This is a genomic window from Terriglobus albidus, assembly GCF_025685425.1.
Taxonomy (GTDB): domain Bacteria; phylum Acidobacteriota; class Terriglobia; order Terriglobales; family Acidobacteriaceae; genus Terriglobus; species Terriglobus albidus.
This window is the reverse complement of sequence record NZ_JAGTAS010000031.1, coordinates 1-22,056: the sequence shown is the minus strand read 5'-3', so window position 1 is coordinate 22,056 and position 22,056 is coordinate 1. Positions and strand designations below refer to the sequence as shown.

The window sequence follows — 22,056 nt, the reverse complement described above, 5'->3', positions numbered from 1 at the left end:
CTGAGGTACCGTGTCATGGCGATATCCTCAGGGGCTGGAGCATTTTCCCTGTGGATGTAGAGTAGGGTTTCCGCATCTATGGGCGTTTTCCGCAATGAAAACGCCGCTGCACTCTTATTCCGGGATACCCAGCAACAGGGAAAATGCTCTAAAGCCCCGCCGTTGTGGCTCGTCTGACGGGACGGCTGAAGCCGTCCCCTTAAGCGAAACATTCGCACCTGCGGTGCGAAACGGGATGCGCTGTGCGGAGGGTTTCACAATAGTTGAGTCTCAGCAGACCTCAAGTTGTAGAGCATCTCTGGAGACGTCTGCCCTACCCAAGATGAAGGGATGGAGCATTTCCCCTGTAGGTCCAGAGCATCCGTATCTATGCGGCGTTTTCCGCAAAAACACGCCGCATAGATGCCCCTTCCGGATACTCACCAACAGGGAAAAACGCCCAAGAGTTCAGATCGAGCCGGCCGGCGCAACTGGGGGAAAGTCCCTCTCGGGATCGAATACGTTATTGAAAAAGTTCGTCAGGGAGTACATGGCCACCAGCGCGATAATCTCCATGACGTTTGCATCCGTGTAGCCCGCATCGCGGACAGCTTTCAGATCGGCGTCACTGACTTTGCCGCGGGTCTCGATAACTTTGTGTGCAAACTGGATGGCTGCGTCTCGCTTAGGGTCGCTGGCATGGCCCTTTCGAGCGAGAATGATTTCATCGGCGCTCAAGCGGGCCATATGCTGGGCCGTAAAGCTGTGAACCGTCAGGCAGTAGTTGCATCCATTCAACTCGGAGACAGTGAGACCGATACTGTCACGGGTCTTCACATCAAGCGCCTTGCTCAAGGAGCCGAATAGCGCTGCCCATGAGTTGAACGCAATCGGGCTAAGCGCGAAAGTCGCCATCATATTTGGGGTGAACCCGATGTTCCTGGTGAACGCATCGAGGGTTGGTTTCGAATCGGGCGGCACTTGTTCCGGTTTTAAAGCTTCTGCTCTTGGCATCTGATCTCCGCGCGCTATTGTTTTCACCTGGGTTATACGAAATCCAGCACATCGGCGACGGGACGACGCGGCTTCTGCGCCCAATTTCCCGGACGCTCGGTCCCAATGGACAACAGCAGGACCGGCACTTCGTTCTCGGCCAGTGCGAACTCCCGAGCCACTGCATCGGCATCGAAACCGATCATCGGCGTCGAACCCAGGCCAAGCGAGCGGGCTGCATAGATGATCGCCGTCGCGCCGATAGCCGCGGTTCGTACTGCCTCGTCACGCTGGCGCTGCGGATAATTCCTATACAGATCCCGTGCGGGAATCTCCCACTCCGGCACCATTGTCTCGGGCATGATGCCGGCTTCCACCACCGGCGCCAGGCGCTCGGGTATGACGCTGGAATCGGCCAGCTGGCCACAGACGATGAAGGTAACGGCCGCGTCCTTGATTGGAGGCTGATTCCAGGCAATCGGACTCAGCCGAGCCTTGGCTTCAGGCGTGCGAACGGCGATGAAGCGCCAGTTCTGCATGTGGAAGGACGTCGGCGCGCTGGTGCCGATTCGCACCAGTTCGCGGATCTGGTCGTCGCTCAAGCTGGCGTTAGGGTCGTAGTACTTGGTCGCCCTGCGGCTCAAGATACATTCGATGACGGCGTTGGTCATGATGACTCCGTTCGTTGAAGGAATAGGTTGAAATACAAGAGTGTTTTCGCGTGTCGCTCATGCCTTGTTCGCAGCCGTCCGTCACGCACACGCCGGGCGATCTCAGTTAGTTAGAACGATCGGACTCGACAACAATGTCTGCCGTCAGAACGCAGCTGGCTGCGCGCCTCTTATAGGCGGGTGATGGTCACCAGCGTTCCTCCGGCGCGAAGCAGTCCTGCGGACGGCTTCACGCGTTCGGGCGATCAAACGCTGGATATGGTGGGAATGTCGATCTCGATCCCTTACGGGCGAGAGCGGATGATCGTCTTCCCTTTGCTTCTCTCCGTCCGATTAAACGCAGCCACGGCCTCATCGAGAGTCGAGACATTCCCAATGTTCGTCCGCAGCCGACCATCCCGGAGCCGCCGGACAATCTCAGTCAGCTGCGCACGATCGGACTCGACAACAAAGTCGACCGCTCGGCCGTTGGCGGGTTGTGCCTCGGCCGGGCCGGTGATGCTCACGAACGTTCCTCCGGCGCGAATCACGCCCACAGACCGCTTCGCGATTTCGCCGCCGATGACATCGAACACCAGATCGACTTCACCGATGCCTTCCAGAGTGTCCTTGTCGAGGTCAACGAACTCCTGCGCGCCGAAGTCGAGGGCGGTCTGACGGCCGGCAGCACGCCCGGTGCCGATGACGTAGGCGCCCGCATCACGCGCGAGCTGCGTTGCCATGGAACCGACTACGCCGGCCGCACCGTGTACGAGGACGCGCTGTCCCGCCTGTAGGCGGCCGTGATCGAACAGTCCCTGCCACGCGGTCAAGCCCGGCATCACCAGGGCAGCGCCTACCGTGAAGTCAACGTCACCCGGAAGCGGCGCGAGGTTGCGTGCTTCAACCGCTACATACTCCGCCAACGTACCGTCGCGATACCAGTCGGTGAGACCGAAGACCCGCTGTCCAATCGACAGCCCCGTCGTGCCATAGCCCAGAGCGGTGACCACTCCGGCCAGTTCGTGTCCCGGAATCGAAGGAGTCCGGGCACGGCCTGTACGATCGGTCCAGGTCGAGGGCCACGACAGCTCATCCCCGGTGAATCCCGACGCATACACCTGAACAACGACATCGTTGATCGCCGCCTGTGGCTCGGGGCGCTCCACGAGCTTAACCCCAGCCATTCCCGCTGCCTGATCTGTAGCTACAATCGCCTTCATCGGTCACCTCCCCATGTCGATTTCTTGCCTGTGTAGTCGTTCGATGTTTGTTTCATCGGAATTGTCCCTTCGGTAAATCGAAGTTAGTGCGGCTGATACTCACCCGGGATCGTGCGGAAACCTATCGCAAGCCGGTTCCACCCGTTGACCGTGATGATCGCCAGTGAGAGATTGACCAGTTCTTCTTCACCAAACTCCTTCCGGACTTCCGCATAGACCTCATCCGGCGCGTGGCCTTCTGTGATAACCGTTAACGCTTCGGTCCACGCCAGAGCCGCGCGTTCGCGGTTGGTAAAGAACGTCGTTTCCCGCCATGCAGACAAGGTGTAGAGACGCTGCTCCGTCTCACCATTCACACGCGCGTCTTTGGAATACATATCCATGGAGAAGGCGCATCCATTGATCTGGGAGGCTCTCATCCTGACGAGTCCCAGAAGAGATTCCTCAAGCTTCGATGACTTACTTACGAAGCTTTCTAATCCGAGCATCGCATGGTAAGCAGCGGGCGAAACCTTCACCGGCTCCAATCTCATCTTCAAGAGGTATTCTCCTTCCACAGTCAGGCTATCTTGGGATGGAACAGCCAGAAGGTCCATAATGAGCAGGAATGAGTAGTCCATGAGAGGCGGGTGAAACCGTGCCGAAGACAGAGACATTTCAAGACCTCGTCTTAGAACCGAGGAAGGATGACCAGGAGATGTGGCGCTGGCTCTATACGGAGCTGCGTTCCGCAATTATCGATGGCAGATTGAAGTCCGGAGCACGCTTGCCGTCCACGAGAAACCTGGCAGCACAATACGGTTTTGCCCGGGGCACAGTCGTAGCAGCATTCCAGCAACTTCAGGATGAGGGATACGTTTCGTCGGAAGTGAGCGCCGGCACCTTTGTCCTGCCGGCGCCAGGGTGGGAGATGACCTCTCCGGTGAAACCAAGATCGTCCCGGCAGGCCATCTCCAGAGCGACGATCGCAAAGCGCACGCAAGGTCTTCTTAAGACCAGCTTTCTCCGGCCCGCTTCGCATTCCGTCGGTAAGGCGTTTCGGGGCTACGAGCCGGCGATCGACCTGTTTCCAGTCGAGCAGTGGGCGCGGATCGCGGCGCGGGTTTATCGCAAGGCGCCGCGTTCTTTGTATGGACAAGGCGATGCAGGTGGTTATCCACCGCTGCGAAGAGCCATCGCTGAATATGTGGGCCAGTCCCGCGGAGTACGTTGTTCCGCGGACCAGATCATCGTGACATCGGGCGCGCAACAGGCGTTGGATCTTTTGGCCCGGGTGCTTCTCGATCCCGGCGACGAAGTATGGATGGAAGATCCCGGGTACCCTGGAGCCTCTCGAGCCTTTCAGAACGCCGGCGCGAGTGTGATTCCCATTCCAGTGGATGGCGACGGCATCGATGTTGGAAGAGCGATCAAGTTATCTCCCGCTGCCCGTGCAGTGTATGTAACACCAGCCAATCAATTCCCTCTCGGTGTCGTGATGTCGGCAGAGAGACGGGTCGAACTTCTCTCCTGGGCCGTGCGTGCGGGGGCATGGATTATCGAAGACGAATACGACGCGGAATATCGTTATTCCGGGAAGCCGATTGCGTCATTGCACAGTCTCGATCCATCTGGATCGGTCATGTATGTTGGAACATTTACGAAGATGCTCTTCAACGCTCTTCGTATTGGGTTCATCGTTGTGCCGGAACGGTTCGTTGAAGCGTTTAGAATCGCGCGAAGTTTCATGGATCGCCATGCTCCGACGTTAGACCAGGCCGTGCTGACGGAATTTATCAACGAAGGCCACTTCGGCCGCCACGTTAGAAAGATGAGGCAGGTCTACTCGGAGCGTTCGCAGCTACTTACGGATGAAGCGAATCGGCGTCTTTCCGGCCTGATCGAGGTGGAGCACGCGCAATCGGGGATGTGTACCGTGGCCTGGATCAAGACCCGCATCACCGAGATGGGATTGACACGGCGGGCTAAACAGCTGGGATTGGAAGTAAGTCCAATCTCCTCATTTGTCAGCAAGTACGAGCAGAAGCCCGCGTTGTTTCTGGGCTTCGCAGGATGTAATGCAAATGAGATAAAGCGTGGCGTTTCGGTTCTGGAAGCGATTCTCTCTCGATGATCATTGAGGAGATTTGCAGGCCAGGTCCCAATCACAGGCTTCGCCTCATCGTGGCGCATCCGCGCTGGTTTCTTTGGATAAACGGCAGGATTTCTCGCGGAGTGGTTTGGCGATAATGCACTCGTTGACTCCAGCGTTGTAAAATATTGCCGCATCAGGTTCACTGCATCCGTGTTCCTCGCAAACCGCATCATAGATACGAGGAGATCCCTGTGAGCACCGCCAACATCCCCCTGAACAACTCCTCCCCACCGGCGCCGCTGCTCGCCCCCTCGACCAGGCACGCACCCCACACACCCCACGCTCCCCACGCACACGCCGTCCAGTTCTACGAGGAGGACACTGCACTCCTCGACAACATCACCCGCACCATCGGCGCCGCGCTCGGCTCCGGAGGCGCCGGCATCGTCATCGCCACGGAAGCCCATCGCGTCGCACTTGCCGGCCGCCTTTCCAGTCTTGGCATCGACCTCGCGCTCGCCCGCCGCCAGGGACGTTACGTCGCACTCGACGCCGCCGACACCCTCGACCAGTTCATGGTCGACAGCCACCCAGATCCCGAGCGCTTCCGCACCGTCATCGGCGACGTCATCACCCGCGCCACCCGCGCCACCGGCTTTTCCAATCCCTCGGTCGCCGCCTTCGGCGAGATGGTCGCCCTCCTCTGGGCCGACTCCAACCCCACCGCGGCCATTGAACTCGAGCGCCTCTGGAACGCGATCGCCCTCACGCACCACTTCTCGCTCCTCTGCGGCTACTCGCTCTCCACCTTCGGCGACGACCGCCACGACGAGGCCTTCCGTCTCGTCTGCGCCGAGCACTCCCACGTCATCCCCGCCGAAACCTATACCGCCCTCCTCACTGAAGACGAGCGCCATCGCGCCATCAGCCTCCTGCAGCACAAGGCCGAGCTCCTCAACCAGACCCGCCGCACGATCCAACAGCAGGAAGACCGCCTGCGCAAGACCGAAAAGCTCGCCGCCGCCGGCCAGCTTGCGGCCTCGCTCGCGCACGAGATCAATAATCCGCTCTCCTCCGTCATCAATGTCCTCTACCTGCTCAAGAACGCCGGGCTCGACCCCACCACACACGCGCTCGTCGAAACCGCCGACTCCGAGCTCGCGCGCGTTGCCCGCATCGTCCGCCAGAGCCTCTCCTACTACCGCATCGGCACCGTCCCCCGCGAGCTCGACCTCTCCACCGTGGTCGACGAGTCGATCTCCATCTACCGCGAAAAGGCCGCGCGTACCTGTATCCACCTCTCCAGCCGCATCACTCCCGCGCTCCGCATTGTCGGCTTCGGTGACGAGCTTCGCCAGGTGATCGACAACCTGCTCCTCAATGCGATCGAAGCTACACCGCAAAACGGCCGCATCATCATCTCGCTTCATCCCGCGCGCCGTTGGTCTACCCTGCAGCCCGGCGTCCGCCTTACCATCGCCGACACCGGCTCCGGCATTCCGCGCACCCACCTCGCGCGCATCTTCGAACCCTTCTTCACCACCAAAGCCGAAAAGGGCACCGGCCTGGGTCTCTGGGTCGTCAGCGGCATTGTCGCCAAGCACGACGGCCACATCAATGTCCGCACGTCCGAGCATCCCGCCCGCCACGGCACCGTCATCACCATCTTCTTCCCCTCCACCCTCCCGACGCGCTAGCGCACATACCGGCAACCCGGGGCTGACTTGGTGCGTCGGCCGGTCTGCGGTTGCAGCTTTGGGGAATGAGAACGAGAATCAGTGGTATGGCAACAGGACTGAAATCGGCGAGCTTTGAAGGAGCACACTTCGCGGTAGAGCTCGAGCAACTTTCGGAAACGCTGATCCTGATGCGCCTGACGGGCACCGATACCGGGGAGCTGCTCGACGCGCCCATTAAAGTGCTCGACGAATGGGTGGCTGGGGTCAACGCAGTCGAGTTTTTTATCGATGCCCGGAATGTGCGCGGCGCCTCAATCGACGTGAGCAGCGAATGGTCGGCTTGGTTCACGCAAAATCGCTCCCGGTTCAAAACGATCACAATGCTCACCGGCAGCAAGCTCATCCAGATCACGGCGGAGTTCGTGCGCCGATTTGCCGGGTTGAATGGCATCATGTGGGTCTGCACGGAGCCAAATGTATTTGATCTGGCACTGGAGCAGGCGCAGAGGCGGTAGAGGATTTTCCCTGTAGGTGTAGTCCAGAGGATCCGCATCTATGGGCGTTTTCCGCAATGAAAACGCCGCTGCACGTTCCTTCCGGGATACCCGGCAACAGGGAAAATGCTCTAAGGCATTGTTTTGGATGAAGTGGTAGAGAGGTTTTGGCGGCGTGACGCCCTCTTAGCTGAGAGTTATCGCGAGCATCCTTGCATCTGCTGGTGCTGATCACCGGGTTTTCGTTAAAGATTTCGTGAGGTCGTTCCCGAACATTTGCTGCGGAGCATGATCCTTTTTAGGATGCTGACAATCATCCTACATGGCGATACGAATAAAGTGCATCGATAGGATGATGATAATAATCCCATAGCACAGAAAGGGGAATCCTATATGTCTCATCCAGTCTTAGTCACCGGCGCAGCCGGTGGTCAGCAGGGGGCGACCGGTCGCCTTATCGCAACGCTTTTGCTCCAGCAAGGGATACCGGTTCGAGCATTCGTCCGAAAAGTTGATGCGCGGTCGGATGAATTGCGCGAACAAGGGGCCGACATCTTTGTCGGGGATCTCCTCAATCCGGGATCGGTCCAAGAAGCGATGAGGGACATTCGTCGCGCCTATTTCACCTATCCCGTCGCAGATGGACTCATGGATGCTGCCACGATTTTCGCGGCTATGGCCCGCACCGCGGGTTTGGAGCTGGTGGTCAACAACTCTCAATTTCAAGACACTCCGGAAGACACTTTCTTTCGCAATCTCGTGGGCGCTCCCAGTCAACGCAACCTACAGCACCGTCTCACCGATCTGATTTTTGATTGGGCGGAAGTCGGCGCCGTTCATATTCAAGCGCCGCCATACTACGAGAATGTTCGTGCGCTCGTGAGCCGTTCTGTCTCCGAAAAAGATACTGTCTTTCTGCCTTGGGGCGACGGGGACGCTACGTTCCCACTTACAGGCGGGGAGGATGTCGCCCGCGTTGCTGCAACTCTTTTAGCGAGTCCCAGCCTGCCACGACAGAAGGTGTTTCCTCTGGTAAGCGAAGCGCTCACGGTACATCAGATCGTCGACAGCCTCAGCAAGGTGCTAGGCCGGCCCCTGAAGTATGTACCTATTACAGACGAGCAGTGGGCCGATGCGGTTAAGGAGAGGATCAACGCTCATGCCGTTGACCATCTTTCCCACCTCTGGAGGTATTTCAGGACCCGGGAGCACCAGACGAAGCCGACGGATGTCATTCAGAGAGTGACCGGGCGAAACCCGCAAGCACTGGAAGAGTTTTTTCAAGCGAATCTTCACTTCTTCAACCCTGCGCACTAGAAGCGTATCGACAAATTCCAGATAGCCCAAACTCTGGGTGCCCCATCCATCGCAATGCGATGGGTGGGATGTTCGAGCGAAGCTCGAATCGGTGGGAGCATCGGAGTCCCGGCCAGCTTTGCTGGCTGGGGTGAAGGCGTGGGCTTTCAGCCCACGGTGTATCGGTTCAATATGAAATGGGCTTCAGCCCTGGGCTTTTTCCTCTCGTACAGAGGAGGCCCAGGGCTAAAGCCCGTCTACTTTTAGGCCCTTTATCAGCGGGCCGAAGTATTTACTCCTATATAACTTCCGGATCGACCACTAACCGCTCGCACGCCGAATCATCCGCAGAATTCTACATTGCACACGGATTTGATAGACTCCGGTCAAGACGCAAACTCGACGACAGTCGGACGTACATAAAATCATCCCTTTCGAAGGGACCGCTGCGAACGCTCCGGGGCTCGCCAGCCTTCCTGAGGAGCCCTTGGATGCGCCCAGCGACGAAGATTTCTCCTGTTTCAACGAAGCCTGCAGCTTCCGCCAAGATCGACCGGGAGGAGACTCCTTTCGAGGCGCTGGCCAGCATCTGCTCAGTTCTGGTGGTGGGCCTATTCATTATGACCTTCTTAGCCCAGAACTACGTAATTCCGTCTGGTTCGATGGAGAACACGTTGCTTGTAGGTGATCACCTCGTTGTCGACCAGATCACGCTAAAGTCGCCCGCTTCGTGGATGCCGCTAGTAAGGTATCGTGAGCCGAGCCGCGGCGATATCGTGGTGTTCCACAAGCCCGTTTACCAGCCTGGTATTGATGCCGCTGATGCGGATGGAACACCACAATACACTCCCCTGGTGAAGAGGTTGATTGGCGTACCGGGCGATCATATTCATCTACGCAACGGCATTGTGATTGTTAATGGTGTCGCACAGCCTGCCGGATTTGCGCAACCGACGACAACGGATAACTTCAACGAGTTCCTCGATGATTTTCCCGCAGTACCCCCGGCAGCAGCATCTGGGTCGACAGAGTCGTGGGCCGCGAACTTCTCAAGCTATATCCAGGCTGGCGACCTGGTGGTTCCACCCGGCATGTATTTCATGATGGGCGACAACCGGCATAACAGCCTGGACTCGCGCTACTGGGGCTTCGTGCCGCGCGCCAACATAATTGGCCGTCCTCTCTTCAACTATTGGTCGTTCAAGGCCGCAGATGGACAACTTGAACAGACAGGATTCGGTCCCAAGCTCGCGTGGATCGGCCACGTTCTGGTGCATTTCTTTCCAGACACGCGCTGGAAACGCACTCTCCACGTCGCTCGCTGAACCGAGATTGTAAGATCTCGATTTGATCTTGATGCGCTCCGGTCACTAACATAAATCGGCTTAAGCTCACTCATCCGTTCTGGGTTCAGGTCCTCGATTGTACAGAGCGAGCTCCTCGCATAGCAGCTCCATGTACGGCCAACTCCTCTGCCCGCAGCAGAAACTTGTTAAGCAGCGGAGAGGTATTCGATTTGTTGTACCCCATCACGAGATCGATCGTCGGAATCTCGCCGTGCAAAGGCTTGGCGACCACCGACGGAATCAGCGCATTTTGCACATAGATTGGCAATAATGTGAAGCCTCCTGTGGAGGCCACCAACGACATTCCGCCAGAAAGAGTTTCGGCATCATAGGTCTGCTTCAATTTGATGCCGACCTTCGCCGCGTACTCCTCGATCACGGTCTTAAGCACGGGCGCGGCACGTGCTGTGCTGATAAAGTCCTCGCGACAGATGTCCTCTGGCCGTATTGTCTTGTGCCGGGCCAGGCGGTGGCGAGAAGGCAGGATCGCGACCAGAGGCTCCTTCACGAGAAGCCTGAAGTCCAGGCCGGCGGTGCGCTTCTCGCGCCTCAGCAGGGCTATGTCGATCTCTCCCTGCATTAATGCATTCGCGAGATCAGGTGAAGATTTCGTGGTGATCGTGACGTCGACATCAGGCGCCTCCTCACGCAGGATCCGCAGTGCCTCTGACAGCCAGATAATTTCCTGTCCCGGCAGGAAGCCAAGTCCAAAGCCTGGTTTGTGCGGCCGCTCCGTGTTTCGCGCAGCCTCGCATGCTACCTCTATCTGCATCAGCGCCAACCGTGCATGATCGAGGAATACGCGTCCGGCCGCGGTGAGCTCAACGCCCCGCGCTTTTCGCTCCAGCAGCTTCACACCTAGTTCGAGTTCCAGATCGCGAATCTGACGACTCAGGGACGGCTGTGCCGTATGAAGTCGCCGCTCAGCGGCGTGCAAAAGACTGCCTTCCTCGGCAACCGCAATAAAGTACCGCAGATGACGAAGTTCCATGTGGCCTCCATCTATGCCTTAGAAGCATAACTCCAACATTCAAAGTATTTGTCCCCGCACCTGGCGCGGCGGAATCTATAGCCAATGGATAGCTCTTCCGAGTTCTCCAAAATCCAATCTCAGGAGTATCAGTATGTCATCACAACGCAAACCAACCATCGTCTTCTGCCACGGTATTTGGGCTGATGGCTCGTGCTTCAGCAAGGTGATCCCCGCATTGCAGGCGGATGGCTACGAGGTGATCGCAGTTCAATACAGCCTGGAATCTTTCGAAGACGACGTGGCCATGGTGAAGCGGACGCTCAACCGCATTGGCAGCCCCGTCCTGCTTGTGGGCCATTCTTATGGCGGCGCTACCATTACAGCCTCAGGAATCGATGATCGCGTGGCCGGCCTCGTCTATATCGGAGCGGTTGCTCCGGATGTCGGAGAGACCGTACAACAGCAACTCGACAAGTATCCCTCGGATATCTTTTCTCGCGTCCAGATTGCGGACGGGTATGCCTGGATGCTTCCAAACGGAACTGAGTTCTTCTGCGGAGACCTCTCCGAGGAAGAGCAGAAGCTCGTCTGGGCGACACATTTCCCGCCTCACGCCGAACTCTTCACGCAGCAGAAGCTCCAGAGCACTCCCTGGAAGTCGAAGCCAAGCTGGTACATCCTGTGCCTGCAAGACCACACCGTTCATCCCGATCTACAGCGTTGGGTCTCCAAACGTATGGGAGCGACAGTGATTGAGGTCGAAAGCAGCCATGTTCCGATGCTCTCTAAACCTGACGTTGTCATTGATGTAATCCGTAAAGCTGCCAACACAATCCAAGGGAATATGCCGGCCTAGTCAGGCTGCCACTTCTGATCTTCGACAGACCGCCGTTGGCCGGTCTGTCATTTTTGTAAGCGGCCATATGATTTCAAGTTCGGTCTCGATATCCGCATCTCGCGATTCAGCCAAATGGCTCTGAACTGTTGCTAAAAGGGCAAAGCGCTCATTGTGCCAACCGTCAGTGAGTGACTCGGCGATTTAGCGTCCATCCATCCCCTTCGCTGTTCTGTGAACAGCGTCTATCGGGAGTTGGCAGGGTCATTCTTCAGTGTTTCCGAATCTCGAGGGAACCGGGCGCCCAGTGTGTCTGCCTTATCTACCCGCGAGATAAGTACAACCCTGGCGGGGGCAAGAAATCTCATATGCCTAGGCGGCATCACCCTGCGTGCTTTTGGTGGTGGTGGCTGCCGTCGATGGATTTCTGCGAGAGGGCCGATTGTGATGCGCTTACGGTGGACTGCAACCTTGCTGTTTCTTTCCTGCTTTAGCTTTTGCTCGCTCGGATTCGGCGATCAGGTGCTTGCTCGTCATAAGCAGGGCTCAGTTCACGGATTTCTGCTTTTGAAATCCGCGGAAGGCAAGATCCTCGCCGTGGGGGATCAGGTAACTGTCACACATGGAATCCAAGTGCGTTCTCGGCTGATCTTCCGGTTCAAGGACGGGTCTATCGATGATGAGACAACGGTCTTCCGTCAACAGAAGATCCTCGAACTGGTGAGCGATCATCACATCCAGAAGGGCCCCTCGTTCCCGGAACCTCTCGATATGACTGTGAATGTCCCGGCCAGCGAGGTCACCTGGCACGAGACGAAGAATGGTAAGGACGAAGTGAAGAGCCAACGTATGGAACTTCCTTCCGACCTGGCGAATGGCTTGGTCCCGCTGGTAGTAGAAAACTTCCCAGAGAGGCAACAGGAAATGAAGGTCTCCTACGTAGCGGGGGACTCAAAGCCTCGGATCGTGAAGCTTTCCATCAAGCGGGAGGGAGAGGATCACTTTTCGGTGGGTGGCGGTGGTCGGCGAGCGGGCATTTTCAATATCCATATCGAGATCGGTGGCGTTGCTGGGGCTATTGCGCCCGTCATCGGAAAGCAGCCCTCCGATCTCAAACTCTGGGTGATGGACGGCGAAGTGCCGACCTTTGTCAAGCTTGTAGGTCCGCTGTATCAGAAAGGGCCCAGATGGACGATGGTGCTCACGAGTCCGGTGTGGCAAGATAGCCCAAATCGTTGAGCCTGCGACCTAGCATGCGGCCCGCTTATTGGTCTTCGATGGCTATCCCAAGAACTCTTCCGTCCTCAGAACAATCTCTACTCGTCCAGTCCCATCGGTTCAAACTTAGCCGAAATCGGGTTAGTCCTGACAAGTCGGCATATCGTAAGTAATCTGCCCAGCCGCTCTCAATTGGCGACTGCAGGCCAAAGCACTCATTGAAACACCTCGATGAATGCATTGGCGATTGGCACAAGCGAGAGTCGGAACTTCCGAAATGCCCGTTTCCCATACAGATCCTCCAACCGAAATAACCAAATCGGTTTTTGAGCCTGCACCGACGATGTGTACGCTTCCGGCATAGTTGCACTTCGAAAGCCTTACAACTTTTGGAAGCGCGTTTGTGAGGACTAATTCGAGGTGCGGAATAGCTTTCGCACCCTGTCCTAGAGGGTACGATCGGAGACACGATTACGCGAGTTGACGTGCGCTGGTCCCCTTATCGCGTACTACCATTGCGAGCATATGCTCCGAATTAGCGATCGGAGATCACGACATTGCGATACTTGGCGTTAGCTACGGACTACGACGGCACGCTGGCTACCGATGGGCAAGTGTCGGAGGAGGCGATCGGAGCTGTCAAACGTCTCAGGGCTTCGGGACGGCGAGTCATTCTGGTGACCGGAAGGCGGCTTGTTGAGTTGCTCGAGGTTCTGCCCCAGATTGATCTGTTCGACTGTGTCGTCGCAGAAAATGGCGCGGTTCTTTATATCCCTCAGACACGAGAGGAGACGCTCCTTTGCCCACCGTTACCCTTAGGCTTTATCGAACGTCTCCGCAGTCTTGGCGTAAAGCCGATCGAGGTTGGCCGGGTTGTAGTTGCCACATGGACACCTCATCAAAACGCCGTCCTTCGAGCTATTCAGGAATCGGGTTTGGAGTTGCTGATCGTTTTCAACAAGAACGCCGTGATGGTGCTTCCTACAGGGGTCAATAAAGCGACTGGACTTAGTGTTGCCCTGCGACGACTTGGGCTTTCATTTCATGAAGCAGTGGGTATTGGAGACGGAGAGAACGACCAGTCTTTTCTCGACCGTTGTGAATGTTCCGCTGCGGTAGCCAATGCAGTGCCTTCCGTCGTTAAGCTCGTCGACTTGGTCACAAAGGGAGAAGCAGGCAGCGGTTTGGCAGAGTTAGTGAATGAGTTAATCTTCGACGACCTCGCCCGAATGCAAGGAAACCTTCGCCGCAATTTCATACCTATTGGTTCGCTTGAGGGCCAAGGCGAGCTCAAAGTTCCCCCCTATGGAACCAATATCCTTATTGCCGGGCCTTCGGGAAGCGGTAAGTCCACGATCACAGCAGGTATCGTCGAACGCCTGCTTGAGCAGACGTATCAGGTTTGCATTATCGACCCGGAAGGAGACTACGGGCCCTCCCGCGACGTTATCCATCTAGGCGATTCGAATCGTGCAATCAGCATCAACGAGGTATTGAGCATACTCGAGGATCCAAAAATGAACGTCAGCCTCAATCTCCTCGGTATTCAGCTTGCGGATCGTCCCGGATTTTTCGGGCAACTTTTCCCTAGCCTCCGAACCTTGCGTACGCGAACAGGCCGGCCGCACTGGATGATCTTTGATGAAGCTCATCACCTTTTGCCCTTAGATTGGGGTCATTTGCCGGAAGTATTGCCGCAAAAACTAGGCGAGACGATACTCGTGACGGTGCGACCAGATCATTTGCCGACCGCGCTCCTGGCGATGATGGATGTAGTCATCGCAGTGGGACCTTCCCCGGAGGCGACCATGAAGAGCTTCAGCACTGCAACGGGTCGTCCCCTGCTCTGGCCTCAAGGTCTGTCCCATAAGGCGGGGCAGGCTATCGTTTGGCTTCCTGCGTCTGGAAAGCCTCCATCGCCGATGGGCATCATGCCACCCAAAGTAGATCGTATCCGTCATCGCCGAAAATACGCTGAAGGCAATATGCGCTATCACAGCTTCTATTTTCGCGGGCCGGGGAACCGTCACAATCTCAAGGCCCACAATCTTGCCATTTTTTCGCAAATTGCTGAAGGTATCGATGAGGAAACGTGGCTTTTCCATCTGCACCGTCAAGACTATTCCAAGTGGTTTCGTGAAGCGGTGAAAGATCCTTACATGGCAGACCAGGCAGCTCGAATAGAACTTCAATTTCCTCGGAATTCCCAGGAGTCTCGAAAGCTCATACGCGCTCTCATCGATTCGCGATATACGCTTCCGGAATAATCCCGCCGCCATCGCTAACAGGTCACGCTTCTGTCGCGCCGCGGCGGCATCGCGCGGTTCCAGGAAATCCATCAGACCGGGATCGGCAGTTGCTGCCCGGAAATTCTGTTGAAGAAAATTTTTCTGAGCCCGGTAATATCCTTTCCCATTTGGCCACAAGCTTATAGAGACAGGCCGCAGTGGCGGACAAGCTCGCGATAGCTTCCCTATTTCTCATTAAAAGTCGAGGTCCCCATGCACGTGTTCTTGAGGCGCTTTGCCTTCGCCATTGCCTTGGCGTCGATTTTCCTGGTTGCCGTTCGAGCGCATGCGCAGTCGGTTACCATCACTCCCGGATATACCAATCTGGGTGTAGGCGCAACTCAACAGTATTCCGCCGTAGTGACAGGCCTGAGCGATACCAGCGTCACCTGGGAAGTTTCCGGAGTGAAGGGTGGCAACGCCACGGTGGGCACGATTAGCCCCACTGGGCTCTATACGGCGCCGGCGCAGGTTCCGGCCGTCAGCACGCTGATTGAGGCACTTGCCTCCGATAACAAAACGGTTGGCGTGGTGTATGTGAATATCCAGCCGGCCGGACCGACGGTCACGGCCGTGTCGCCCAGCCCCATTCCCATGGGAAACTTCACGATCACTGTTACGGGCAGCGGATTTCAAAAAGGCGCCATGTATCTGTTGAACGGCGCATCGGGCTCCGCGACCTATGTGAACTCGACCACGTTGCAGGTCGGAGGTTATTGGAACAAAACCACTGGCACACTCCAGATTCAAAATCCGGGTACGCTGTGGAGCCCAGTGTACAACTTACAGTTCAAGAGCGTGACGCCGCAAACGATTGCTCCGTCATCGACTTCAGTTACGCTGGGAAAAACGCAGCAATTCTCCTCTCCCGGAGCTACAAGTTGGACAGCAAGCGCCGGAACCATTACTTCTTCGGGACTCTATACGGCTCCCTCAACCATGCCCTCCTCCAAAACTGTCACGGTCACTGCAACCGGCCCTGGCGGAAGCGCAAACGCTGCGGTCACCCTGGTCCCTCTGCCTCCCCAGACCATTGTTCCGGCCGCTGTGAGTCTTAACCTGGGCGTGACGCAGCAGTTCACCTCTGCAGGTGCTACAGGGTGGACCGCATCCGCCGGCACCATCTCCAGCACTGGCCTCTACACGGCGCCCTCCGTGCAGCCGGCCGGAGGCACCGCAACCGTAACTGCAACGGGCCCCGGCGGTACGGCCACAGCCATCATCACTGTCATCAACAGCACGCCCACAACCATCTCGCCTGTTTCCGCGAGCCTGATTCTAGGCACAACCCAGCAGTTCTCCAGCGGTGGAGGCACCACCTGGACCGCGCAATACGGAACCGTAAGCAGCACCGGTCTCTATACGGCTCCGGCAGGTATGCCGGCTTCCGGCAGCGATACCGTAACCGTCACTGGGCCCGGCGGGTCAGCGACAGCACTTGTGGCATTGCTCGTGCCCACCCCTGTGATCAACAGTGTCGGGAATGGCGGGCAGCTTCCGCTGGGACTCTTCAGTTCCACGGTCACAGGAAGCGGCTTTATCCCGACATCGACCGCCACATTAAATGGTTCACCTATCACCACGGCTTACAATTCGCCTAACTCACTTACAATCTCTGGATTTGCCAGTAAGTCCGGCCAGGGAACCCTGGTCGTCGGCAATGGCTCGACTTTATCGCAGCCGGCGCCAGTACAAATCGGCATTCAGAATGCGCTGGTGTCGTCGGCGGCAGCGCGAAGGTTTCTTGAGCAGGCTGCCTTCGGTCCAACCCCCTCCGAGGCGAATACCGTACAGGCGGTCGGGTTCCAGCAATGGATCACCAACCAGTTCAATATGCCGCAGGTCTCCAACTACAGCGCAGTCACCGGAAGCCAGGGCGGCTTGGCAACGCAGTTCATGGCAAATGCAGTCATGAACCCGGATCAGCTTCGCCAGAAGGTGGCTTTCGCACTCAGCCAGATCTTCGTTACGTCGATCAACACGCTTATCTGGAACGACTCGGTGATTCCATATCAACAGATGCTGATGAACGATGCGTTTTCAAACTACCGCCAGATTCTGGGCGATGTGACGCTGAGCCCCGCCATGGGCCAATACCTCAACATGGCGAACAACGCGAAGGCGAATTCCGCGTTGGGCACCGTAGCGAACGAAAACTACGCACGCGAAGTGATGCAGCTGTTCACCATCGGCACCGTAATGCTCAATCCCGACGGCACGCCGCAACTCGATAGCCACGGGCTGTTTATCCCAACCTACAATCAGGCCACCGTAGGCGAGACGGCGCGCGTCTTTACCGGATGGACCTATCAACCCGCGGGCGGAAGCTCCGTCTACTGGAACGCATATATCAATCCCGCGGGACCGATGGTTCCTTATCCTGCCGAGCACGATAGTGGCTCGAAGAATCTGGTGAATGGCTATGTTGCATCTGCGGGACTCAGTCCACAGGCGGATCTGGATGGCGCACTCGATAACATCTTCAACCATCCGAATGTGGGACCCTTCGTTTCCAAGCTCCTCATCCAGCACCTTGTGAAGAGCAATCCCAGCCCTGCTTACATCAAGCGTGTTGCGGACGCGTTCAACGACAACGGCCGTGGCGTTCGCGGCGACATGAAAGCGGTGATCACCGCGATTCTGCTTGATCCCGAAGCGCGCGCCAACGATGAGGGCGGCAGCGAAGATCCTGGCGACGGGCACCTGCAGGAGCCGATCCTTTATGTCGCCGGTGTTGTTCGCGCCTTTGGCGGAACGGTGACAAATCAGAATTACTTCTCCTGGGAGCTGTCCAATATGGGCGAAGATCTCTATAACGCCCCCAGCGTATTCAACTATTACTCTCCGACGTTTGGTGCACCGGGAAGTACACTGCTGGGTCCGGAATTCCAGCTCTACACACCTGACAGCGCTATCTACCGCGGAAACATGATGGGGAATCTCTTTTCTTCCTACAGCAATCCGGTTCTGAGCTACGGACCTGGAACCTCCATCGATCTGACTCCATATCTCGCGCTCGCCTCGAATCCAAACAACCTGGTGGCCGCGCTTGATCTGACTCTGACACACGGCACCATGCCCGCGACCATGAAGCAAAACATCGTGACAGCGGTTACGAATGACACCAATGGCAACCTGTCGCGCGTGCAGACGGGCGCGTGGCTCATTCTTTCTTCGGGCTATTACAACGTCTGGCACTAGACTTACAGCGCAGCGCGGAACAAGGAGACTCAAAAACATGCTGATTCGTACACGACGTGACTTTATACGGGACGGGATCCGGGCTGTTTCTGCCGCCGGTGCACTGGGAGCCTTAGGCAAATTCGGCGAAATTAATGCCTACGCCTCCGGCTCGAACTATCAGGCGCTTGTCTGCATCTTTATGACGGGCGGCAACGATGGCCACAATACCGTTATCCCCATCGCCACCGCCCAACAGGGTTTCAACCTGTATCAAAACGCCCGCGCCGGCATGGGCCTTGCACAGAGTTCGCTACTGCCGATTCAGGACGGCAGCGATGTCTACGGACTGCACCCGTCTCTTCCTGAGATTCAAAGCCTCTATAACGCGGGGCGAGCGGCAGTGCTGGCCAATGTAGGTATGCTGGTCAAGCCAATCACCCGCACCGACTACCTTTCGAACAACACGACGATCTTGCCGAATGCGCTCTTCTCTCACTCCGATCAGCTGAGCCAGTGGCAGACATCCATTCCATCTGGCCTGGGCAGTACCGGTTGGGGCGGGCGCATGGCCGATCTTATGCAGAGTTCGAACTCCGGCGCCACCTTCCCTTCCATGACTTCAATGAACGGAGCCAATCTCTTCCTCACGGGCCAGCAGACCTTTGCTGCAAATGTGCCCGGTGGATCGGCAACATTGCTCAATACGGTCAACTCGTCCCGCAATACCGGCATGCAGCAGTTGTTGACCTTCGACAACGGTCTGCAACTTGTACAATCCGCCAACGACACGATGGGCCGTGGAGTCAGCTACGCGAATGCTCTCAGCGCGGCGCTGGCGAACTCGACATTGCAGACGCAATTTCCGTTGATCGGAGTCGATGGCGCTCCCAATCTGATTGCTGCGCAACTGCAAACCGTGGCACGCATCATCAAAGTGCGCAGCACATTGGGGCTAACACGCCAGATCTTCTACTGTAACCTCGATGGCTTCGATACCCATGGCGGTCAGCTGAGCATTCAGGCCTCGCTCCTGCAGCAGCTCAGCCAGGCCGTGATGGCCTTCTATGAAGCCACGCGGGAGTTGGAAGTCGACCGGGATGTAACCACGTTTACCGCCTCTGAATTCGGGCGCACACTGACGCCCAACGGCAGCGGTGGCACCGACCATGCCTGGGGCAATCATCATTTCATCATCGGATCCAGCGTGCAGGGCGGCAGGTTCTATGGTCAGTTTCCATTGCTCACGCTCGGCGGCGCCTACGATGCCACGAACCGCGGCTCCTTGATTCCGACATCGTCGGTCGATCAATACGGTGCGACCCTGGCGGAATGGTTTGGCGTAAGCTCTGCGAATCTGGCCACGGTCTTTCCTAACATAGGACATTTCAGTACGCCGAATCTGGGCTTCCTTGCTTAAATGGCTAGAAGTGGATTTGCAAGACAAAAGTCGGGAACCGAGTCTGAACGAAGCTGACAAGGCGGCGATTTCAGACTCGGCGGACCTCAACTGACCCGAAGCGCTGAAGGCATTCCGTCTTGCTTAAGAGCGCGGCTTTAGCAGCTGAGGTCATAGCCTGGGTACCTCAGCGGCTAAAGCCGTCACCATATCAGCGTCTGGTACGGGACGGCTAAAGCCGTCCCCTTAACAAGACATTCGCACCTGCGGTGCGAAACAGTTGCGCGTTTGCGCAACGGCGGCCTTTAGTGCTTGGAGCAGTACACTGCTACGCATGAGCTGCTCCACAATGACGAAGAACGACGGTTCGCGCGTAGCGCGAATGTCTTGCTGAAGGGCACGGCTTCAGCCGTGCCGAAATAGCTGCAAAATGATCGCGGCTTTAGCCGCTGAGGTACCTGTAATGGCGTCCCGAACGGGCGTTATCAGCAGCTGACTACTTTGGAACTGGCGGTCCATCTTCCTGTGGTACTTCAGCTCCTTCGCCCGGAAACGGCCATGCGCGATTGATGGGCTGCATATCCTCTCGTGCGGCCTTCTTTATCTCGTTCACCTTGAGATTCTCAAAGACGTGAACGCCCAGCTTTCCAGCGGTCGCCAGGTCAAGATCGCCGTCGTGATCGAAGTCCGCCGTAACGATCTGCGTGCCGATCGTAGCTGTACCGTTGACAGAGAGAGCGATGCGATGGAACGCAGGATCAGCGGTTGGATCTGCGATGGTCATGTCCGGGCCTGCCGCGTTCGTACCAGTGTGAGCCTTCGCTGCCGCTAGCTCTGCTGCACCAGGCAGGCGGTAGGCATACACCACCGTCGGTTCATACGCACCTGGATCACCGCCCGAGTGTGCACGGTAGCGTTTGCCGGTGACAAGTTGCAGGCTGCCGTCGCCATTGAGGTCCACCAGCGCCAAAGCGTGCGCTTGCGAGAAAGACTCGTCAATCATGTGGCGAATCCACCGCGGATGTTCGTGTGTACCGGCCTGTTCGAGCCAGTAGAGGCCGTAGCCATGCCCTTGTCCATAGATGAGATCCATCTTGCCGTCGTGGTTCACGTCGTAGGCAAGGATGGGAAAGCCTGTTTCACCGAGCGTCCAATCGGGATGCCACTGCCATTTGTCCGCATCCGCGTCGATTTGCTGGAACCAGCCGTGCGTCGTGAGAATGTCAGCTTTACCGTCTCCATCGAGGTCGGCGATGCCGATGCCATGCCCATCCTGCTCGCTGCCGCCGAGGTGGTGCACCTTCGGCCTGTTTTGAGCGAAGTCTATCCAGATGACACCCGCCCGGTTGTAGTGAGCCAGCGCAAGATCCGGCCTGCCATCCCCTGTAATATCGGCGAAGGCTCCGCCCTCGGTGTCAAAGCTATCCGTGATCTTTTCGCCTTTCCATTGTTCTCCGGAAACTGTAGCTTGCGGACCTGGATTGCGGAACCACCAAACGCCATTCGAGATCCATCCGGTAGTCACCAGGTCAGGCAGGCCGTCGTGATCAACATCCATGACCCACTCGCCGCAATCGGAGACGAACTCCTGGTGAATCCCGACAGTGCGGAACTGGTGCTGTTTCCATTCGCCGCCTTGCGCCCCCGGGTTCTCGTACCAGTAGGCGCCACTCAGCAGATCGACAAAACCGTCACCGTTCATATCGATCATCGAGATCCCTTCGGCATGATCGGCGCCAAGGCGGTGCGTGAGAAAAGCAATCCGAGGCCTGCCGTCAGGATCATGGCCTGGCTGCCTTTGCTTTGCAGACGCGTGAGCCGGATCTTGTGCTTGCGCGGGCGCTACAAGCAGAAACAGCACAGCGATCAAAGTAGCAGTGCATTTCGAGACGGTCGTCATGTTTAGCTCCTGGTGCAATTTAACAAGTAGATCGAGTTAGATACCAACCTCTATTTTGTCCTGGCCAAAGCTCCTTCCACCGTGAGAATGCCCTATCCACAATGCCATGCCGGTGCCTGCATTTACTACCCTCGACGCAAGCTCTTTACGCATGCACGATCAACACTACGTATTACATCCCATATGAACTCAGAACCATTGGAGACTACTCTGCACGCGACGGGATCATCGGGCCGGTCTTGGTTGCTTTGCGGGCAGGGCAGCATTATCCTCGCGCGTAAAGAAGCGGCCTCGCATCAGCGAATTGCCTAGCGATGGGTGGGATGTTCGAGCGAAGCTCGAATCGGTGGGAGCCGTGGGCTTTCAGCCCACGGTGTATCGGCTCAATATGAAATGGGCTTTAGAGTCTGTGTGAGTGCTTGATTTTCGTGGATAGATATACGAAAAGAGAGTATGTCGCGCTATCTTCCGTATTCACCGGAGCAGGGCTACCTGGTTCCGCCACGTGTGGATGAAGTTCTGAGTGAGG

At 57.1% G+C, this 22,056-nt stretch carries 16 protein-coding genes; 10 read left to right on the top strand and 6 right to left on the bottom strand.

What is annotated here, in order from left to right:
* Positions 1–447: 447 nt before the first annotated feature.
* The 4 genes from OHL21_RS06100 to OHL21_RS06085 all read right to left on the bottom strand — a co-directional run bounded on the left by OHL21_RS06100 (position 448) and on the right by OHL21_RS06085 (position 3,378).
* Positions 448–993 (bottom strand): carboxymuconolactone decarboxylase family protein, encoded by a 546-nt coding sequence (locus tag OHL21_RS06100; RefSeq protein WP_263416362.1) that lies wholly within the window; start codon positions 991–993, stop codon positions 448–450.
* 32 nt (positions 994–1,025) lie between these two features.
* The gene (locus tag OHL21_RS06095) at positions 1,026–1,616 is read right to left on the bottom strand and encodes a nitroreductase family protein (RefSeq protein WP_263416361.1); all 591 of its coding nucleotides are present in this window, start codon (positions 1,614–1,616) and stop codon (positions 1,026–1,028) included.
* Between the two features lie 311 nt (positions 1,617–1,927).
* Complete coding sequence (locus tag OHL21_RS06090) at positions 1,928–2,845, bottom strand: NADP-dependent oxidoreductase (RefSeq protein ID WP_263416360.1); 918 nt, start codon at positions 2,843–2,845, stop codon at positions 1,928–1,930.
* Positions 2,846–2,928: 83 nt separating this feature from the next.
* Complete coding sequence (locus OHL21_RS06085) at positions 2,929–3,378, bottom strand: carboxymuconolactone decarboxylase family protein (RefSeq protein ID WP_263416386.1); 450 nt, start codon at positions 3,376–3,378, stop codon at positions 2,929–2,931.
* Between the two features lie 104 nt (positions 3,379–3,482).
* Between OHL21_RS06085 and pdxR the strand changes: the two genes are divergently transcribed.
* The 5 genes from pdxR (at position 3,483) to lepB (ending at position 9,713) form a co-directional block, all read left to right on the top strand.
* Positions 3,483–4,958 carry a MocR-like pyridoxine biosynthesis transcription factor PdxR gene (gene pdxR, locus OHL21_RS06080; protein ID WP_263416359.1) on the top strand — a complete coding sequence of 492 codons (1,476 nt, stop codon included), beginning with the start codon at positions 3,483–3,485 and terminating at the stop codon, positions 4,956–4,958.
* 212 nt (positions 4,959–5,170) lie between these two features.
* Positions 5,171–6,616 carry an ATP-binding protein gene (locus OHL21_RS06075; RefSeq protein WP_263416358.1) on the top strand — a complete coding sequence of 482 codons (1,446 nt, stop codon included), beginning with the start codon at positions 5,171–5,173 and terminating at the stop codon, positions 6,614–6,616.
* Positions 6,617–6,702: 86 nt separating this feature from the next.
* A complete protein-coding gene (locus tag OHL21_RS06070; RefSeq protein ID WP_263416357.1) occupies positions 6,703–7,113 on the top strand; it encodes a hypothetical protein in 411 nt (136 codons plus the stop codon).
* A gap of 372 nt (positions 7,114–7,485) precedes the next feature.
* Positions 7,486–8,409, top strand: a complete 924-nt coding sequence (locus OHL21_RS06065; RefSeq protein WP_263416356.1) for an NmrA family NAD(P)-binding protein — start codon at positions 7,486–7,488, stop codon at positions 8,407–8,409.
* A gap of 470 nt (positions 8,410–8,879) precedes the next feature.
* Positions 8,880–9,713 (top strand): signal peptidase I, encoded by an 834-nt coding sequence (lepB, locus tag OHL21_RS06060; RefSeq protein WP_263416355.1) that lies wholly within the window; start codon positions 8,880–8,882, stop codon positions 9,711–9,713.
* A gap of 85 nt (positions 9,714–9,798) precedes the next feature.
* Here lepB and OHL21_RS06055 read toward each other — a convergent pair whose 3' ends face one another.
* Entirely contained in the window at positions 9,799–10,725 is a 927-nt protein-coding gene (locus OHL21_RS06055) for a LysR family transcriptional regulator (RefSeq protein WP_263416354.1), read from the bottom strand.
* 133 nt (positions 10,726–10,858) lie between these two features.
* Here OHL21_RS06055 and OHL21_RS06050 point away from each other — a divergent pair, with 133 nt between their 5' ends.
* The 5 genes from OHL21_RS06050 to OHL21_RS06030 all read left to right on the top strand — a co-directional run bounded on the left by OHL21_RS06050 (position 10,859) and on the right by OHL21_RS06030 (position 19,648).
* A complete protein-coding gene (locus tag OHL21_RS06050) occupies positions 10,859–11,563 on the top strand; it encodes an alpha/beta hydrolase (protein ID WP_263416353.1) in 705 nt (234 codons plus the stop codon).
* A 288-nt stretch (positions 11,564–11,851) separates the two neighbouring features.
* Entirely contained in the window at positions 11,852–12,781 is a 930-nt protein-coding gene (locus tag OHL21_RS06045) for a hypothetical protein (RefSeq protein ID WP_263416352.1), read from the top strand.
* Positions 12,782–13,317: 536 nt separating this feature from the next.
* Positions 13,318–15,027, top strand: a complete 1,710-nt coding sequence (locus OHL21_RS06040) for an HAD family hydrolase (RefSeq protein ID WP_263416351.1) — start codon at positions 13,318–13,320, stop codon at positions 15,025–15,027.
* A 234-nt stretch (positions 15,028–15,261) separates the two neighbouring features.
* On the top strand, positions 15,262–18,249 hold the full coding sequence (locus OHL21_RS06035; protein ID WP_263416350.1) for a DUF1800 family protein: 2,988 nt from the start codon (positions 15,262–15,264) through the stop codon (positions 18,247–18,249).
* A gap of 37 nt (positions 18,250–18,286) precedes the next feature.
* A complete protein-coding gene (locus OHL21_RS06030) occupies positions 18,287–19,648 on the top strand; it encodes a DUF1501 domain-containing protein (RefSeq protein WP_263416349.1) in 1,362 nt (453 codons plus the stop codon).
* Positions 19,649–20,123: 475 nt separating this feature from the next.
* Here OHL21_RS06030 and OHL21_RS06025 read toward each other — a convergent pair whose 3' ends face one another.
* Positions 20,124–21,527 carry an FG-GAP repeat domain-containing protein gene (locus OHL21_RS06025; RefSeq protein WP_263416348.1) on the bottom strand — a complete coding sequence of 468 codons (1,404 nt, stop codon included), beginning with the start codon at positions 21,525–21,527 and terminating at the stop codon, positions 20,124–20,126.
* Between the last annotated feature and the right edge of the window lie 529 nt (positions 21,528–22,056).

Excerpts from the sequence above, each read along its gene's own strand:
- OHL21_RS06065 (WP_263416356.1), top strand. The coding sequence starts at position 7,486 with ATGTCTCATCCAGTCTTAGTCACCGGCGCAGCCGGTGGTCAGCAGGGG.
- OHL21_RS06100 (WP_263416362.1), bottom strand. The coding sequence starts at position 993 with ATGCCAAGAGCAGAAGCTTTAAAACCGGAACAAGTGCCGCCCGATTCG.
- OHL21_RS06030 (WP_263416349.1), top strand. The coding sequence starts at position 18,287 with ATGCTGATTCGTACACGACGTGACTTTATACGGGACGGGATCCGGGCT.
- OHL21_RS06090 (WP_263416360.1), bottom strand. The coding sequence starts at position 2,845 with ATGAAGGCGATTGTAGCTACAGATCAGGCAGCGGGAATGGCTGGGGTT.
- OHL21_RS06070 (WP_263416357.1), top strand. The coding sequence starts at position 6,703 with ATGGCAACAGGACTGAAATCGGCGAGCTTTGAAGGAGCACACTTCGCG.
- OHL21_RS06050 (WP_263416353.1), top strand. The coding sequence starts at position 10,859 with ATGTCATCACAACGCAAACCAACCATCGTCTTCTGCCACGGTATTTGG.
- lepB (WP_263416355.1), top strand. The coding sequence starts at position 8,880 with ATGCGCCCAGCGACGAAGATTTCTCCTGTTTCAACGAAGCCTGCAGCT.
- OHL21_RS06025 (WP_263416348.1), bottom strand. The coding sequence starts at position 21,527 with ATGACGACCGTCTCGAAATGCACTGCTACTTTGATCGCTGTGCTGTTT.
- OHL21_RS06055 (WP_263416354.1), bottom strand. The coding sequence starts at position 10,725 with ATGGAACTTCGTCATCTGCGGTACTTTATTGCGGTTGCCGAGGAAGGC.
- OHL21_RS06035 (WP_263416350.1), top strand. The coding sequence starts at position 15,262 with ATGCACGTGTTCTTGAGGCGCTTTGCCTTCGCCATTGCCTTGGCGTCG.
- OHL21_RS06085 (WP_263416386.1), bottom strand. The coding sequence starts at position 3,378 with ATGAGATTGGAGCCGGTGAAGGTTTCGCCCGCTGCTTACCATGCGATG.